Annotated in this window: 17 protein-coding genes; 6 read left to right on the top strand and 11 right to left on the bottom strand. The window is 50.9% G+C overall.

Annotation, left to right across the window (positions count from 1 at the left end; translation table 11 throughout):
* The first annotated feature begins 5 nt into the window (after window positions 1-5).
* Window positions 6-1439, top strand: a complete 1434-nt coding sequence (locus FHT67_RS24575) for a DEAD/DEAH box helicase (protein WP_167201624.1) — start codon at window positions 6-8, stop codon at window positions 1437-1439.
* A gap of 69 nt (window positions 1440-1508) precedes the next feature.
* On the opposite strand, the gene FHT67_RS24570 is transcribed toward FHT67_RS24575, so the two are convergent.
* Both FHT67_RS24570 and FHT67_RS24565 read right to left on the bottom strand, forming a co-directional pair.
* Window positions 1509-1814, bottom strand: a complete 306-nt coding sequence (locus FHT67_RS24570; protein WP_015844352.1) for a DivIVA domain-containing protein — start codon at window positions 1812-1814, stop codon at window positions 1509-1511.
* Between the two features lie 164 nt (window positions 1815-1978).
* The gene (locus FHT67_RS24565) at window positions 1979-2305 is read right to left on the bottom strand and encodes an L-rhamnose mutarotase (protein WP_132309049.1); all 327 of its coding nucleotides are present in this window, start codon (window positions 2303-2305) and stop codon (window positions 1979-1981) included.
* A 213-nt stretch (window positions 2306-2518) separates the two neighbouring features.
* Here FHT67_RS24565 and FHT67_RS24560 point away from each other — a divergent pair, with 213 nt between their 5' ends.
* Complete coding sequence (locus FHT67_RS24560) at window positions 2519-2665, top strand: hypothetical protein (RefSeq protein ID WP_165930719.1); 147 nt, start codon at window positions 2519-2521, stop codon at window positions 2663-2665.
* A 42-nt stretch (window positions 2666-2707) separates the two neighbouring features.
* Here the strand turns inward: FHT67_RS24560 and FHT67_RS24555 are convergent, their stop codons facing one another.
* Window positions 2708-3976 carry a TolB-like translocation protein gene (locus FHT67_RS24555; protein ID WP_167201623.1) on the bottom strand — a complete coding sequence of 423 codons (1269 nt, stop codon included), beginning with the start codon at window positions 3974-3976 and terminating at the stop codon, window positions 2708-2710.
* Window positions 3973-4956 (bottom strand): VanW family protein, encoded by a 984-nt coding sequence (locus FHT67_RS24550; RefSeq protein ID WP_243867460.1) that lies wholly within the window; start codon window positions 4954-4956, stop codon window positions 3973-3975. Before FHT67_RS24550 ends, FHT67_RS24555 begins: the two co-directional genes overlap by 4 nt.
* 214 nt (window positions 4957-5170) lie before the next feature.
* On the opposite strand from FHT67_RS24550, the gene FHT67_RS24545 reads away from it, so the two are divergent.
* A complete protein-coding gene (locus tag FHT67_RS24545) occupies window positions 5171-6214 on the top strand; it encodes a hypothetical protein (RefSeq protein WP_481856733.1) in 1044 nt (347 codons plus the stop codon).
* A 59-nt stretch (window positions 6215-6273) separates the two neighbouring features.
* Here FHT67_RS24545 and FHT67_RS24540 read toward each other — a convergent pair whose 3' ends face one another.
* The 5 genes from FHT67_RS24540 to FHT67_RS24525 form a co-directional block, all read right to left on the bottom strand.
* Complete coding sequence (locus FHT67_RS24540; protein WP_132309041.1) at window positions 6274-6780, bottom strand: LysM peptidoglycan-binding domain-containing protein; 507 nt, start codon at window positions 6778-6780, stop codon at window positions 6274-6276.
* 87 nt (window positions 6781-6867) lie between these two features.
* Window positions 6868-7842 (bottom strand): glucosaminidase domain-containing protein, encoded by a 975-nt coding sequence (locus FHT67_RS30415; RefSeq protein ID WP_208403533.1) that lies wholly within the window; start codon window positions 7840-7842, stop codon window positions 6868-6870.
* Between the two features lies 1 nt (window position 7843).
* Entirely contained in the window at window positions 7844-8140 is a 297-nt protein-coding gene (locus FHT67_RS29765) for a hypothetical protein (protein ID WP_208403531.1), read from the bottom strand.
* A gap of 94 nt (window positions 8141-8234) precedes the next feature.
* Entirely contained in the window at window positions 8235-8819 is a 585-nt protein-coding gene (locus FHT67_RS24530) for a PadR family transcriptional regulator (RefSeq protein ID WP_243867458.1), read from the bottom strand.
* A gap of 38 nt (window positions 8820-8857) precedes the next feature.
* On the bottom strand, window positions 8858-10435 hold the full coding sequence (locus tag FHT67_RS24525) for an MDR family MFS transporter (RefSeq protein WP_132309035.1): 1578 nt from the start codon (window positions 10433-10435) through the stop codon (window positions 8858-8860).
* 119 nt (window positions 10436-10554) lie between these two features.
* On the opposite strand from FHT67_RS24525, the gene FHT67_RS24520 reads away from it, so the two are divergent.
* Entirely contained in the window at window positions 10555-11436 is an 882-nt protein-coding gene (locus FHT67_RS24520) for a sugar phosphate isomerase/epimerase family protein (RefSeq protein WP_347880123.1), read from the top strand.
* A gap of 59 nt (window positions 11437-11495) precedes the next feature.
* Here FHT67_RS24520 and FHT67_RS24515 read toward each other — a convergent pair whose 3' ends face one another.
* Window positions 11496-12509, bottom strand: a complete 1014-nt coding sequence (locus tag FHT67_RS24515; RefSeq protein ID WP_167201619.1) for an SDR family oxidoreductase — start codon at window positions 12507-12509, stop codon at window positions 11496-11498.
* Between the two features lie 122 nt (window positions 12510-12631).
* On the opposite strand from FHT67_RS24515, the gene FHT67_RS24510 reads away from it, so the two are divergent.
* Complete coding sequence (locus FHT67_RS24510) at window positions 12632-13663, top strand: ParB/RepB/Spo0J family partition protein (protein ID WP_132309029.1); 1032 nt, start codon at window positions 12632-12634, stop codon at window positions 13661-13663.
* Window positions 13664-13834: 171 nt separating this feature from the next.
* On the opposite strand, the gene FHT67_RS24505 is transcribed toward FHT67_RS24510, so the two are convergent.
* Window positions 13835-15058: an MFS transporter gene (locus FHT67_RS24505; RefSeq protein ID WP_167201618.1), complete on the bottom strand. Its 1224-nt coding sequence runs from the start codon at window positions 15056-15058 to the stop codon at window positions 13835-13837.
* Window positions 15059-15205: 147 nt separating this feature from the next.
* On the opposite strand from FHT67_RS24505, the gene FHT67_RS24500 reads away from it, so the two are divergent.
* Window positions 15206-15406: a hypothetical protein gene (locus FHT67_RS24500; RefSeq protein ID WP_132309025.1), complete on the top strand. Its 201-nt coding sequence runs from the start codon at window positions 15206-15208 to the stop codon at window positions 15404-15406.
* Window positions 15407-15410 lie beyond the last annotated feature (4 nt).

Below are 15410 nucleotides of genomic sequence, written 5' to 3'. Positions count from 1 at the left end.
TTGAGATGACGGTATTTAAAGGATTAAGCAAGGAAATTACGACTGCATTGAGCAGCCTAGGCTTTGACACCCCAACGGAGGTGCAGGCGAAAGTCATACCCGTCGCGCTTGAGAAAAAGGATCTGGTCGTCAAATCGCAAACCGGCAGCGGCAAAACGGCGGCTTACGGCATTCCGCTCTGCGAGCTTGTGGAATGGAACGAGAATAAGCCGCAAGCTTTAATCCTGACGCCAACCCGCGAGCTTGCGGTTCAGGTCACGGAAGACATCGCCAATATCGGACGGTTTAAACGAATCAAAGCGACGGCGCTTTACGGGAAATCCCCTTTCCATATTCAACGGGCTGAACTAAAGCAACGGACGCACATGGTAGTAGGGACGCCGGGACGGGTGCTTGACCATATCGAGCGAGGCACGCTCGCGCTGGACAGACTGGCTTACTTGGTCATTGATGAAGCCGACGAGATGCTGAATATGGGCTTTATCGAACAAGTCCAATCGATTATTCAGGCATTGCCAAGTAACCGGGTAACGATGCTGTTTTCCGCCACCTTCCCCGAGGATGTCGCCAAGCTGTCACGGCGGTATATGGACAATCCCGCGAAAATCGAGATTCAGGCGAGCGGACTAACAACGGCAACCATCGAGCATTCCCTTATTGAAATAAAGGAAGCGGATAAGCTGGCCTTGCTTCGGGACGTACTTGTCGTGGAGAATCCGGACAGCTGCATTATTTTCTGCCGGACCCAAGAGAATGTCGACAAGCTGTTCCGGTCGATGGCCGAACTCGACTATCCATGCGATCGCATCCACGGCGGTTTGGAGCAGGAAGAACGTTTCGAAGTGATGAATGCGTTCAGAAGAGGCCAATTCCGCTATTTGATTGCTACGGATGTAGCTGCAAGGGGGATCGATATTACGAATATCACCCATGTCATTAACTACGATATCCCGCTGGAGAAGGAAAGTTACGTGCACCGTACGGGACGCACGGGACGCGCCGGCAAGAACGGAAAGGCGATTACGTTCCTGGCGCCTAATGACGGCAAGCGGCTGGCGGAGATTGAAGACTATATTGGCTTCGCGATCCCAAGGGTGCAGGCTCCTTCCGAAGTAGACGTTGGCCAAGGACTTGACGATTTCCAACGCAAAATCAATGTCGGGGTTGAATTGAAAAAAGACCGCCGCGAGCAGCTGAACAAGCAAATTATGAAGCTTAACTTCAATGGCGGGAAGAAAAAGAAATTCAGGACGGTAGACTTCGTCGGAACCATCGCAAAGCTCGAAGGGGTAACGGCTGACGATATCGGAATCATTACCATACTCGATCATGCGACCGATGTTGAGATTCTGAACGGAAAAGGATCGCTGGTGCTTGAGCTGATGAAGAATACGACGGTAAAAGGCAAGCAATTAAAGGTACGCAGAGGAAACAAATAAATCCCGTTCACATACAAAAGCCGCTTCAGCTCTATCGGACATAGAGCCAAGCGGCTTTTGTATCTGCGATTAGAATACGCGCGGGCGAAGCGTTTCTCTCTTTTCCCCGAATACGCGCTGCTCCAGGTCTTCCAGACGGCGTTTGATCATGAAATAATCGAAGGCTTCCTTGTCCTTCATTAGTTCCTTATGTATGTTCGCCAGGTCAGCTTCAAATTTCACGATCAGCTCCTGCATGCGGCTGTAGTCCTTGATGATCTCGTCGAGGAACTCATCCACCTGCTCTTGGCTGTAGCCTCTCATTTTTTTCTCAAACTGCTTAGCATGTATGATTTGTGCTGTTAATTGAATACCGTATTGACTCAACTCGCTCATGGTATAAATGCTCCTCTCAAAACTCGATAAAAATGACACCTAATCTATATAATACGACGATTTTCGACTTTCTGCAAAGCCGCTCTCTTCCAGGTAACGAAAAAAGGCCGCTTAACGCTAAATCGCGTCAAGCAGCCCTAGAAAATTCGACTCATGATTACCGGTTATTTCAGGTAAAAGACTTCTCTTAACGGACGAATCGGCTCGGCTTCGCGGAAGTCGAACGATCCCTCCACCATTTGAGAGGTGATGGCGTTCCAACGGTTGCACGCTTCGCTCTCGGCGATTATGCCGAACGCCTTCTCGACATCGTCGCATTCGAAGCAGTAGAAAAACTGATTGCCATTTTGAAAGATCGAATAATTCCGGATGCCCGCTCGCGAATGCTCTTCCATGATCTCAGGCCAAGGGGCCAGATGCATGGCTACGTATTCCTCAAGCATTTCCTCTTTGATTTTCCAGGTCCAAGCGAATTTATTGCTGTTCTCCATTTGCTACCTCTCCTTCTTTCGCCTTCGTTGCAGAACGCCAATCTTTCCCTTCGTTATGAAGACGTTTACCTAATACTGACAGGTTCAATAGTAGGCTATCCATGTGATGGTGTAAAGAGAAGATTTTTCACGCGATATTTGAATCGGCCAGCGGGCAATCTAATGTCGCCACAGGTTGTAGGCGCCATTCTATCGCAGGGAGGAATAACAAACATGTCGCATAATAAACGACGCTCTTTCCAAGGTAAAATGCATGCACTGCAGTTCAACTCGCTGGAAGCTGAAAATAATGTGGCGGGGTCAACGGACCGGAACCGCAACCAAAAAGGCCATGTTCCGAACAGCCCTTCGACAGGCTAGATGTTCCGTTACCCATTAAGGCAAATGAAAGGAGGAGCTCCGTCATGGGAGCTCCTTCGTTCGCTTGTTCAAATAACCGATCATGTCGCTCCAATTCGCCCTGCCGTAATAATCTTCGGCAACCGTCAGCTTTGTGAGCCAGGATAAAGACCGTCTTGCGCCCGGTTTGATGAGCTTGACTTCCGCGGAGCCTTGGCCGGATTGCACAAATGCAATCATCCCGTTGGTCATGATGGTTGGGGCATAATCGCCATAGCCGTCGATGCCTCGCGTCAGATTTTTGCTCTGGCCTGAACGAAGATTGACCTTCGCCAGCAATGGCAACGATCTGTCCTCTTCATCGCCCGACCAGGCCGCATCTTTCCTTCGGGACACAATAATCGCTTCGTCGCGATCCCATGTAAAATCGTTATCGGCATAGCCTTGAGGCGTCAGCACCCGCTTCTTCAACGCAGGGACATCCTCCAGGATCGTCAGCTTTTTGTTTGATGTCGCTTCCCTTCCCGTGCCTTCGATGAAGGCTAGCTGGCCGCTTGACGGCGCCCATTGAAACCAATCGGAATAGCCAAGCATCTGTCCGGCGTTCACAAAGCTCTGGCCGTCAGAAGACAATAGGATCAAGGTGTTGGCATCGGAAGACAAGGAAGCGGTTGGCTTCGCGATAAACGCGATCCATCTTCCGTCCGGCGACCATTTGAACGGGCTTGTCTGAATGGCGAAAAAATCATCCGATTGCGCGGGCAGCCGGTAAAACAGCTGCTTCGTCCAGGCACCGGCCGAACCGTTAGGCTTTAATACATACAGCTCAATCGGTGCCCAGCCGCCTTCCGGCAGCAGCTCAGCCGCTGTAGACGCAAGCAGTCCGCTGCCGTCCGGCAACCACGAGAACTCCCCTGCATTGTCCATGATATGGTCCTGCGAATGGTCGCTTGGCCGGTCAGCCGACATCACGCTGAGCGTTCTTCCCGACAAGATGGCCACTCGATTGCCGTTTGGGGCCCATTTGGCATTGGTGCCTTCTCCCAGCTTGCGCATCCCGCCGGTTGCGGCTTCGTAGGTCCACACTTCCGGCCTGTTCTCATTCCGGAGGAAGGTCATCCATTTTCCGTCCATCGACCATTGGGGGCTCCGGATATATTCTTCCTTCGTCAGAGGCTTCTGAACCTCATCAATGGCCAGCCATAAGTTATTGGTCCGGATAAAAGCAGCCTGCAGCGCTGCCCGTTCCCCTTCTGCCGCTGCGCTGGTCGCAGAAAGCAGAGACGAGCTGACAACAGCGGAAAGGATTAATGCGGTTAATTTTTTGATCACGGCAGCAATCCCGTCCCTTCATTACTATCATGATGCTGGGATTTGAACGCAACTTCCTCGGGCAGCTTCTTCGACATGCTCGGGATATCCCTGTGCTTGTATTCAATAAGCTCGGAGGAATAGACGGACACAAAGACACGTCCCCCGCCGGCAAAGGCCCGAATCAGTACCGGCTGATTGTATTGGTTCTTGAATACGAAATCCGGCCCGTCCCAGCTGACGGTAGCATCCCGCCCAGGCATCACGTATGGCACATGCCGGCTATGCGAATACCGCTGGATGATTGTGAGCCCCGCGCTGTCAATGGCATTGAATAATGTGGAAGACACCTGGCAAATGCCTCCTCCCACTCCCTCTGACAGTTCGCCGCGGACGATTATCGGCGCACTCATATACCCTTTCTCGGGGGTTCTTGGCCCTACGGTACGGTTAAACGAGAACGTCTCGCCGGGAAAAACAACCGTGTTCGATATCGCTTTTGCAGCCAAGGAAATGTTATGGGAACGGTTCTTATTGCTGCTGTTGTAATAGGTGACATAGTGGCCAATCGCTTTTTCTTTAATGCTGGCAAGCAGCTCGCTGTCTACCCTCGCGTGCATGTGGGTTATGGGTAGCTCAATGGTCGATGGCTTGTTGTTAAAGAAATAGCCGTAAAATTGCGTGGCAAATTGATCGCGGTCCAGCTGATAACCCGATTGTTCAGGTACGATCGTCCCCCTATCGCCGATATAAGCGTTTACCGGCGGCATGCTGATTCTTTTATCCAGCTTGGACAACAGGCTATCGAACTTCCCGGTATCCAGAAAGGATGTTCCCGGAAGACCGTATTCCTCCCGCTTAATCTGGGCTAGCGGTTGTCCGCGGAATTCGATGGTTAGATGTTCTGGCACGATATAAGGCAGCTCGGGCTGTACGGGTTGTACAGGTTGCTGCTGCAGCAAGATAGCAAGTCCGGCTATCCAAATTCCGTTAAATCCCATTCTTCACTTCTCCTATCGTCACATAAGCGCTATTTAAGCCGAGAATAATAATGGACAAGGGATAGTATGGTTCGCAGAAGCTTCAATTATTTAGAAACGGGAGGAAAATATGCTTTTTAAGCGATTTAAGCGTGTTAGGACGTGCATAACGATCGTGCTTGTATTCGCCCTTGCTTGGATTCCGGAAGATCGTCTCCATGCAAGGTCTGCTGTGATGAAAGAAGCAGCCGACGGTCAATCCGTTCTGCGATTAACCGTCAAATCAAGTCCTGACGCTGCCTTCGAGGACCATGAGAGGATAAAAGATCCGGATATCGTAAGCGCCGTTTATTCTCCGAATTGGCAAGCATCCAATGAAATCCCGCGTTTCTCGGATCTGTATATTTCCCGGGAAGGCTTCTCCGTACCTTCATTTCGCGTGGATGTCAGCGGTCGAGTATGGGATGAGACGCAGTCAAAAATGCTTGCTCTACCGGAAAAAGCCGTCGCAAAGCTGCAGCAGTCCGCCGAAGCCTTGCGCGCGCGTCATTACGGACAATTGCTGGATTGGCAGGACGCGGAGAAGCTCTTCTCCAGAAAAGCCTATTTTGTCATAAAGGATATGGAGACCGGGTTATCGTTTCGCGTGCAGCGCAGAGCCGGGCATGATCATGCGGATGTTCAACCTGTAACCAAGGCGGATACCGAAATTATGAAGCAAATTTACAACAAGGGCTGGACGTGGGACAGAAAGGCGATAATCGCGGAGAAGGACGGCCGGCAAATCGCGGCTTCCATGAACGGAATGCCGCACGGCGGAGACGGAATACCGGAGAATGGCTTTTCGGGGCATTTTTGCGTGCATTTCCTGAACAGCTCTACCCATAAATCCGAAAACCCGGATTTGCCTCATCAGCTAATGGTTTACAAGGCTGCAGGTAAGCTTCGGAATTATTTTGCAGACTCGTCCCCGTTTCTCCTTGGCCAAGGCTTGCTTGAAGCCTTGCACCATGAAGAGCCCGAGATGATCCGAATTCTTACGGAAGGCCTGCCCAAAGAGCAGTCGGAGGCGCTGCTTTCGCAGCAGCAGGATTGGCGTTCTATCCGCCGGAAGGACGGCCGTGAATTACCTCGGGAGGAAGCCTGGCTGTCCGAGGTACAGCTGGAGGCTGAGACCTTGCACGCATCCCGTGGCAAACGGCTGGTGCAATTCCACTCCCGATTCGTGCGCATGAGTCCGATCAGCCCGTGGGAGATGAAAGAATTAAACATTTCTTGAAAACAATAACGTCCGCTTCCTTCTTCATCTAGAAGGAGCGGACGTTATTGTTGCCTGGCTTAGAACGGGCCATTTACGGATGTCCCGTGCATATGTGGATTTGCCATATTCGGACTTGTCATGCCAGGGCTCACCATGTTAGGATTTGCCATGTTTGGCTGCACGTTAGGCTGGATATTAGATTGTTGTCCAAGCGATTGCGTTGCCGGTAGATCCATGTACGTTTTATGACAGTACATATTGGAGATTCGCGGAATGACAACCGTTTCCCCATGTTTGAGGGATTTTGGATTCGCGATATGCAAGTTGGCTTCCTCTAGCAGCGTGCTTGGGATGTTGTACGCGTGGGCGATCTGCTCCATCGTATCTCCCGCCTGCGCTTGGTGATGAGCATAGTAGTAGTTGCGGTCGTCCTCCCGGATAAAAGGGAAAAAGAACGGCGAGAAAAAGAAGAACGGGAACAGAAAACGACCTGGGAAGAAAGGATGCGGGAAAGGCCGGAACGGTGGACGGAATCCGCCGCCAAAGCCGCCGCCGCCAAAAGGAACAAAACCTCGATTATCCATCTTGATACCTCCGTCATATAGTCATTTGACTATATAACTTATTGACGCCTGGGCTAAAAGGTTCCTGTTTCCCGTTAAGTCGTTATGTTAAAGCTTCTTATAATCGCGTTTCATAATATTCATAACCAGACTCGCCCATTTGGGATTGGTCGGGCAATATTTTCTCGCTACCTTGTCAATCGTCGTGTAGCCTTTACCAACGTAATTTTTTGCCAGCAGCTGGCCGAACTTTCGGACGCTGTCGCTCTTCGTTTCGAAGGCGAATGCTCTGTTGTATTTATCGCTGTCGATTGCGTTTAGGCCAAACAAATTGTTTTTCTTCTTAGCCAGCGTACTCTTGCCATTTCCGCTTTCGAGCTTCATGACGGCAATGGTGAAGTAAGCGTTAATCCCGTATTCCTCTTCCACTTCGAGAACGGCCTTCTCCAAACCGTGATTCGCAAGCGCCGTTTTTTCGAACAGCTTCGCAATATGTTCTTCCGTCAGCCCCGAATCCGATTCCACCGCGGATGTTGGCTTTCCGGGATCGGAAGGCAATGGTATTGCTTTGGCAGGCTTAATCTCCAACGTATCGTTAAGCGGCGGTTCCGCAATTGTATTCGCTTTCGCCAGTACTTGGACCTCAAGTTTCTTTTCGGCAGCCGGGGCAGCCTTGACTTCCAGCTTTTCCGCATAACGCCCATGGACAAAGCCTTGATCCTTCAATGCCAGCCATCCGTTATCCGTTGCGTGGTCCACCTCGATGGTGTCCCCTTGCTGAAGCACTTGAATTATATTGGAGTCTGCATCCGGCTTCTCGCGGACGTTGAGGTAAAACGCGGTTACTGCGTATGTAAGAATGGGCGGTTCTTGCACAGAGGGCTGCGCGGCTGCGCTATGTATTTCGGGGAGGGTACTTGGCTCGGGTTCCGTCAGAACAGCTTCTTGCCTTTCTATAGGCTTTATTTCAGCGGCTTCCGGCAGTTGCGGCGTGAACAGCTGCAAAGCGTCACTTACCACGATATTGCCGTCTGCAATGGATAAATGAGCAGTAGATAAATCATGCGTTACTTCAGCAGACACTTTATTTGAAGGTAAAAAACGCGTGCTCAAGGTCATGAACAAAGCTATACAAAGTACATATACGAGCACTTTTGAATTGATTTTTGTACGCATCGTTACACCTCTTCCCTCGTTTTTGTAAATCAGACATACCTGCTGTGGTATAGGTTAGATTGTACATAGGAGGATTTGAAAAACGTGTCAAATATCCTGCGCGGCTTGCTTGTTTCTTTGTCGGAGCTTCATGCCAAACTTTGGCCGAAAAAGCGGATTCGGAGCGGATGCCGTCCATTCGAATCGCTTTGACCACAATACGCACGAAAAAGTCGCACCCATCTGACTCGATCCGCGAAAATTAGTAAAATAAAAACAAAAGAACCGCATCAGGGTGCGGTTCTTTAGCTTTATTTGTACTATTCTTCCGGCATTTGAGGTCCGGGATGAGATTTGAGATACTGCTCGATCTGTTCAAGCGTCCAGCTTGGCCCTTGAAGAAGGGTGCCGCTCCTTGCCTGCTCCAGCAGCTCCAGCAGCCACTCCTTCTCCGCCTCCCCGAATTTCTTGACTCCGTTAATCATCATGCGGGAGCCGGCAGGAAGAAAGGTTCCTTTGATCTCCAGCACCTTTTCCATGCGATTAATACGCTCTTCGCAAGCTGCCAGCTGCTTCAGCAGCAGCTGCTCGAGCAGCTCCTGATCGCCGTAACGAATGAAAGGCAGCGCGAGGAACAAGGGATGCTGCGGATACGAAACTTGGCTGAGCTGCTCGTACAGCAGTTTATGGAATGCTTTTTTGCCTTCCTCCGTAATCCGGTAAATCGTCTTGTCCGGGCGGTTATCGCCCGGAACCGCTACAATCTCAGCCGTTTCTATCAGGCCGTGGTCCCGCAGCTGGTCTACGGCGTAATACAAGGAGCCGTCGCGCAGCTTGAACGATTCATTCCAGTTCCGCTGCTTAATCGTTTGTCTTATATCGTAAGGATGTCGGTCTCGTTCCATTAGAAGCCCCAATATTAACAGCTTCATCGACATGGTCCTTATCTCCCAGAGAACGATGGCTCCGGCTTGCCTGCATCGTCTTTGGCTTGCGCCTGATTCGCCTGATTCGATTTTGCAGGAAGCTCAAGTCGCGCGCGTCCCATCAGAATCGCGAATACAAACGCCAGTACCGGCAAAATAACATTCCACTGGAAAATAAACAGAATGGAATCGGACAGCTTGCCAAGCAGAATCGTTACGAAATCCGCGGGCAGCCCCATTTTGGCCTGAACCGTCGGATCAAGCAGCGCCTGTCCGCCTTTGATCTGCGCAGCCATTTCCGGCTTAATGCCCTGTACGTCTTGCAGCGAGTTTTGGAAATGCGTTTTTTGCATGGCGCCAAACACGGTAATGCCAAGCGCGGAACCGATTGTGCGGAAGAACGTGATCAAAGACGACGCCGAACCCTTGTATTGCGGAGGAACGGAGTTCAAGGTCGAGATATTCAGCAAGGAGAAGGATACGCCGATACCCAGGCCAATGATAACCATAAATACGGTAATCAGAGCACGGCTCGAGGTGGCATCCATCACATACCCAAGCAAATAGGTGCCGATCATCAATACGATCGATGAGGCGATCATGACGTCGCGGAAACGGACTTTGTTCGCAATCCGGCCGCCGATTTGCGCGCTCACAACAACGCCCAGCATCATCGGTGTCAGAACCGTGCTTGTGCTTGTGGCCGACAGATGAAATACGCCCTGCATGAACAGCGGAATATAAGTAGCGACGGCAATCATAATGCCGCCGTACAGCAGGCTGATCATCATGCTGCTCGTAAACAGCTGCTTCTTGAACAAGGTCAACGGGATGATCGGATCCTTCGCCATTTTCTCGACAAACAGGAAAACAACGGCCAGAATGCCCGCACCCGCAAGCAGCGAGATGGTTTTGAACGAATCCCATGCCCAGCCGTCGGTGCCGCCAAGCTCGAGACCAAACATCAGGAGCAGGACAGCCGCCATCAGAATAACCGCACCAGCCCAGTCAATCACTTGCTTCCGGTGGTTTTTCGATTCCTGATAGCCTCTCATGATAAAGATCAGAGACAAGATCCCGATTGGAACGTTGATGTAGAAAATCCAGCGCCAGCTGATATTGTCGGTAATGGCACCGCCCATAATGGGACCGAATACGCTCGAGATGCCAAACACCGCACCAAACAGACCCATCATCTTGCCGCGCTTCTCCGGCGGGAACAAATCGAAGATGATGGTGAAGACAATCGGCATAATCGCGCCGCCTCCGATACCTTGGATCGCACGGTAAATAATCAGCTGCGTCATGTCGGTTGCCGTACCGCAGAGAATGGAACCGATCAAGAAAAAGATCAGGCCTGAAATAAAGAACCGTTTCCGCCCGTACATGTCGGACAGCTTGCCGAAGATCGGCGTTGCGACCACCATTGCGATCATATAAGCGGAATAAACCCATACGAATTTATCCATGCCGCCAAGCTTCTCGATGATCTTAGCCATCGCCGTCGATACGATCGTCTGATCGAGCGCCGACATAAACAGGCCAAGCAAAAGGCCCGCGATTACTAATTTCACACTACTTTTTTTCGCGTCCATACAAACTTCCCTTCTGTAGTCATTTGACCTTACTCAAATTTGATTACCCTAACTTATTATACTCAAATTTGAGTGATGATCAATCCCTAAAAGGAATAAATATATTGTTAAGGGATCTGGTGTATAATGGCAGAGAGAAAACAATCGATAAGGTGGGATTTGTACATATGTCTTATTTGTCGTTAAGCACCTGGAGCCTGCACCGCAATCTCGGCCCGCTGCGCTGGACCGTATGGAACGAAGAAACCGGCACTCACGACACGTCCGTTCAAGAACAGCCGTTGTTGCATTCTCTGCTCGAGCTTCCCGCGGAAGCAGCGGGTCGCGGATACCAAGCCGTTGAGGTCTGCCACTTCCATTTCCCGTCCGTCGAACCGGAGTATCTGGCACAAGTAAAGCAGGCTTTTGCGGCAGCAGGCTTGTCCTTCGATACCTTGCTGCTTGATTACGGCGATATTACTTCCTCTAATCCAGCCCGGGTGGAAGCCGATACGGCTTATATCCGCAAGTGGATTGAGACAGCTTCCTTAAGCGGAGCGAAGCAGATCCGGGTTGTGGCAGGCGAAGCAGACCCGACGGATGACGAAGCCATATCGACATCCGCAGCCAGATTGGCCGAGCTTTCGGAATACGGCCGCACGCTTGGCGTCAGGGTCATCACGGAGAACTTCAAGGCGCTCACCTCCACTGGCGCAAGCTCCATGAAGCTGCTGGATCAATGGGGCGAGCAAGCTGCTACGATCACGGATTTCGGCAACTTTAAGGGTGAGCTGAAATACGAAGAAATTGCGCTTACGACTCCGCTCAGCGTATCGGTCCATGTCAAGCCCCAATACGACGGCAACGGAATTCCGGATGAAACCGAGATTCGCCGCTGCCTGGACACCGTCGCTTCCGCCGGATTTAACGGTGCTTATGTGTTGATCTACGACGGTCCGGGCGATATGTGGGAAGGCATGGAGCGAGTGAAAAGGATCGTCTCCTCCTATCTGGCTGTATAGACAGAGAAAGAAGCGATACGGGGGAATCCCTGCATCGCTTCTTTTTTTCTTGCAACAAACTACCCATTTATGTTCGTATTCGACGAATGCGCCGCAATGATGAGGTCCATCTGCTCGTTCCAGGCCTCATCCTCCGCACACTTCTCCGGATGAGCTTCAAACCAATCAATGGTCCGTTTAATCCCTTCCGCAAACGGCACGGTGGCCGCAAATGCCGGTACAAGCTTCTTGATCTTGCTGTTGTCAAATACCGCGCTTACCGCTTTGTCGCCAAGCAGGCCGCCTTCCAAATCCGGGTCATGGGCGATCAGGAAGTCCGACGAAATATGTACAAGGTTCGGCTTAACGCCGGCGGCGGCGCCAATGGCCTCGTAAATCTGATTCCACGTCAGTACTTCATCCGATGTAATATGGTATGCCTCGCCAATCGCAGTCCGCTCGCCAAGCAACCCTACGAAACCTTTTGCAAAGTCCGAATTATGTGTCATCGTCCATAGGGAAGTGCCGTCGCCGTGAACAATAATCGGCTTGCCCTTGCGCATGCGCGCAACAAGCGAATAAGGATGCGGCCAGCTGTTCAACGATGCCGGGATCATCGTATCCCCGTACGTGAAGGAAGGACGGACTATCGTCACCGGGAAGCCGGATGCGGCATGTTCCTTCATTAAAAGCTGCTCGCAGGCGATTTTGTCTCTCGAATACTGCCAATAGGGATTTTCCAGCGGCGTTGCATGCTCCGTTATGATATAATGCTGCAGCGGCTTCTGATAAGCCGAGGCCGAGCTGATAAAGATATACTGCTTCGTACGCCCCCGGAACAATTCGATGTCGGTCTGAACATGCTCCGGCGTAAAGGCGATCCAATCTACCACGACGTCAAATTGATAATCTTCCAGCGCTGCCGCGGCGGACTCGGGATCCCGGATATCTCCTGTAATGATCTGCGCGCCTTCGGGTACAAATCCGTCCCGGTTACCCCGGTTGAATAAAAAGAGGTTAAATCCTTTCTGAACAGCAAGCTTGGAAACGGCCTGGCTGATGACGCCGGTACCGCCGATAAACAATACATTCATGTCTTATCGCTCCTCCAACCAACATTAATGGCTTACCACAGTAATAGTGTAAAGCTTAAAAGCAACCGGAGCAATGTTTAAGGTATAATAGAAAGATAGAACAATAGAATAGGAGATAAATGATGGATATTGTACAACTCCCATTAACCCAAATCGATGAAGATACGGACCAGCCCCGCTACCAGTTCGACGAAGAAGCTTTGGTCGAGCTGATGCGTAATATTGAGGAAATCGGGCTTCTTTCCCCCATTAAAGTAAGAACGATTGATGGCGGAAGATACAAAATTATTTACGGCAACCGCCGTTATAAAGCCTGCAAACGCCTTGGACTTGCTACGATCCCTTGCATCGTGACGAACATGACCGATGAACAAGAGATCTATTTGGAGCAAATCGCGGAGAACCTGACGCGTCAAGGCTTCTCTCCGATTGAGGAAGCAGAAGCTTTCAATAAGCTGATGACCGATCCGAAGTTCAGCCGATCCGTTAAATTCCTGGCCAGCAAATTCGGCAAACCGGAGTCGTACATAAAGAACAAATGCGAGCTGCTTAAATTCGGCAACTCGGTTCGGAAGCTTATCATTGGCGGCACGGAAATCCGCAAGGACCGTCTCACGGAGGACCAGCTGCTGCCGCTCAAGGATTTGCCCATGGAGCATCGCGATCCGCTGGCTCTGATTATGGCAAGAGACGAAATGCCGCCTTCGGACGTGAAGAAAATCGCCAAGCTGTTCAAAGACAAGGACATTTCTGCCGCAACAAAAGACAAGCTGCTTTACAAATCCGGTCCCGGATTGCTGGAAACCTGGTCTGTGCAGCAGCATAATAAGGCGGAGAAATCGAAGCCGGCCGAACCAAAGGCGCCTAAGGCGGAAAAGCCGAAGTCTACCGAGACCGAGACAGCAACAACAACTGCAGTCGAGACTATTCCTGCTCCGGTCAGTCCCTACGAGGCCATGGACAAGAAGCTGAATCAGCTCTTGGCTGTCCTGCCCTCTTTCACCCCGCTGCCCAATGAAGCGGCTTTATCCTTGCAGGAACTGAATCCCGAGGAGAGAATGGAGCTGATCAGGCGAATGGAAGCACTGCTGGAGCAATTGCGCAGCCACGCCGAGGAATGGGACAAGCTCAAAAAAATCGCTGCAGCCAATTAATCCGGTAAGCACTTCTTGATATGCCCTTTTGTCCAGACCAGGAATCGGATAGATAATCCCGAAAATCATCGCAAAGAATGGCCAAATGCGGAAGATCGCGTACAAGACAGCCGCGTTTGGCCTTACGATTCCTGCATCTGATCTGATCATACCTCCCGCCTTCGGTCCGCGTTACGCGCGGTCAGGATCCAACCCCTTTGTTTCCCGGCCAAACAGCATTACCGTTAGCGCGCCAATGACGACCGCAACAAAGAAAACAATAAACACGGCATTAATCGTTGTGCCGTTGTCAATTAACAACCCCACCAGATACGGTCCGATAATCCCTCCGATTCTCCCGAAAGCCGCAGCAAAGCCTACTCCAGTCGAACGAACGCTTGTAGGATAAAGCTCCGGCGTATAAGCATACATAGCCCCCCAAGCCCCCAGATTGAAAAAGGACAGGAAAATGCCCGCTGCAAGAAGCATCCCGGCTGTACTGGCATTACCGAACCATAGGGCGCATACGGCCGTCATAAGCAAATAAATGCCGAGTACCGCTTTTCTGCCTACCCGTTCAATCAAATAAGCAGCCGTAAAATATCCCGGTAATTGCGCTAATGTAATGATAAGCACGTATTGAAAGCTCTTCACGAGCGTAAAGCCTTTCAATACCATTACGGTTGGAAGCCATAGGAACATCCCGTAATAAGAAAAGACGACGGTGAACCATAATATCCACAACGTTACGGTTGCCCGCCGGTAAGGACCGGACCATAGGGAGGACATGCGCTCGCCAAAACGAAGCCTTCTCCTGTCGGCCTGCTCCTTAAAGCGCGGGGAATCTTCGATTGCCCGTCTGAGGAACAACGCATAAACCGCGGGTATAGCTCCGATAACAAGTGCCATTCTCCATCCGAAATGCGGAATAAAGAAGTAGGAAATAAGAGCGGCAAGTATCCAGCCTCCTGCCCAGAAGCTCTCGAGCAGAACAATCGCTCTGCCCCTCACTTCAACAGGCACCGATTCGGATACTAACGTTGATGCAACCGGAAGCTCCCCGCCTAAACCGAATCCCGCCACAAAACGCAGAATAGCCAGAACAGCTAAATTAGGTGCTAGGGCTGACAATCCGCTGGCTGCGGAAAATAAAAGCAAAGTCCAAAGCAGAACGGTTTTCCGGCCGTAGCGGTCGGCAAGCGACCCGGATACCGCAGCGCCAAACGCCATTCCGGTTGAGTTTATCGCGGCAAGCAGACCAATCTGCTCGGCATTTAGGTGCCAATCGACGCTTAAAGCCGCTGCGATAAACGAGACAAGGCCAACGTCCATGGCGTCGAACAGCCAGCTGAATCCGGCGCTTAACAATAATTTACGGTTTTTGGAAGTCCGCCATAATGCTGCAGCCTCACTCATCTTGACCCTGCCCCCCATTCTTAAACTATTCGGTATTTACAATGTGCCCTGGAACGAATGCCAATATGTAACAGGTAAACCGAATGGGACAAATATAATGCGCAATAGGATGGGAAATAGAGATTATGGGAGCTGGAGGAAGCGGAAATGGGAAATAAACAACCGATTGTTATCGTGGTTATTCCAATAGCGGAGGTTAGAAAGTTCATTCTGATCGATATCGTTATCAGTACAGCTGCATACTACGCCCTAATCATTCCTTTTCATTCGTTTATCGCAGCGACAGCCGGAAGCATGACCTTACCCATGCTGATCCGGCGTACGTTAAAGCTGCGCAGCGGACGGTAGCCTG

Source organism: Paenibacillus sp. BK720 (genome assembly GCF_011761545.1).
Taxonomy (GTDB): domain Bacteria; phylum Bacillota; class Bacilli; order Paenibacillales; family Paenibacillaceae; genus Pristimantibacillus.
The sequence above is the reverse complement of the archived record's forward strand: the minus strand, read 5'-3'. Positions and strand labels throughout refer to the sequence as shown.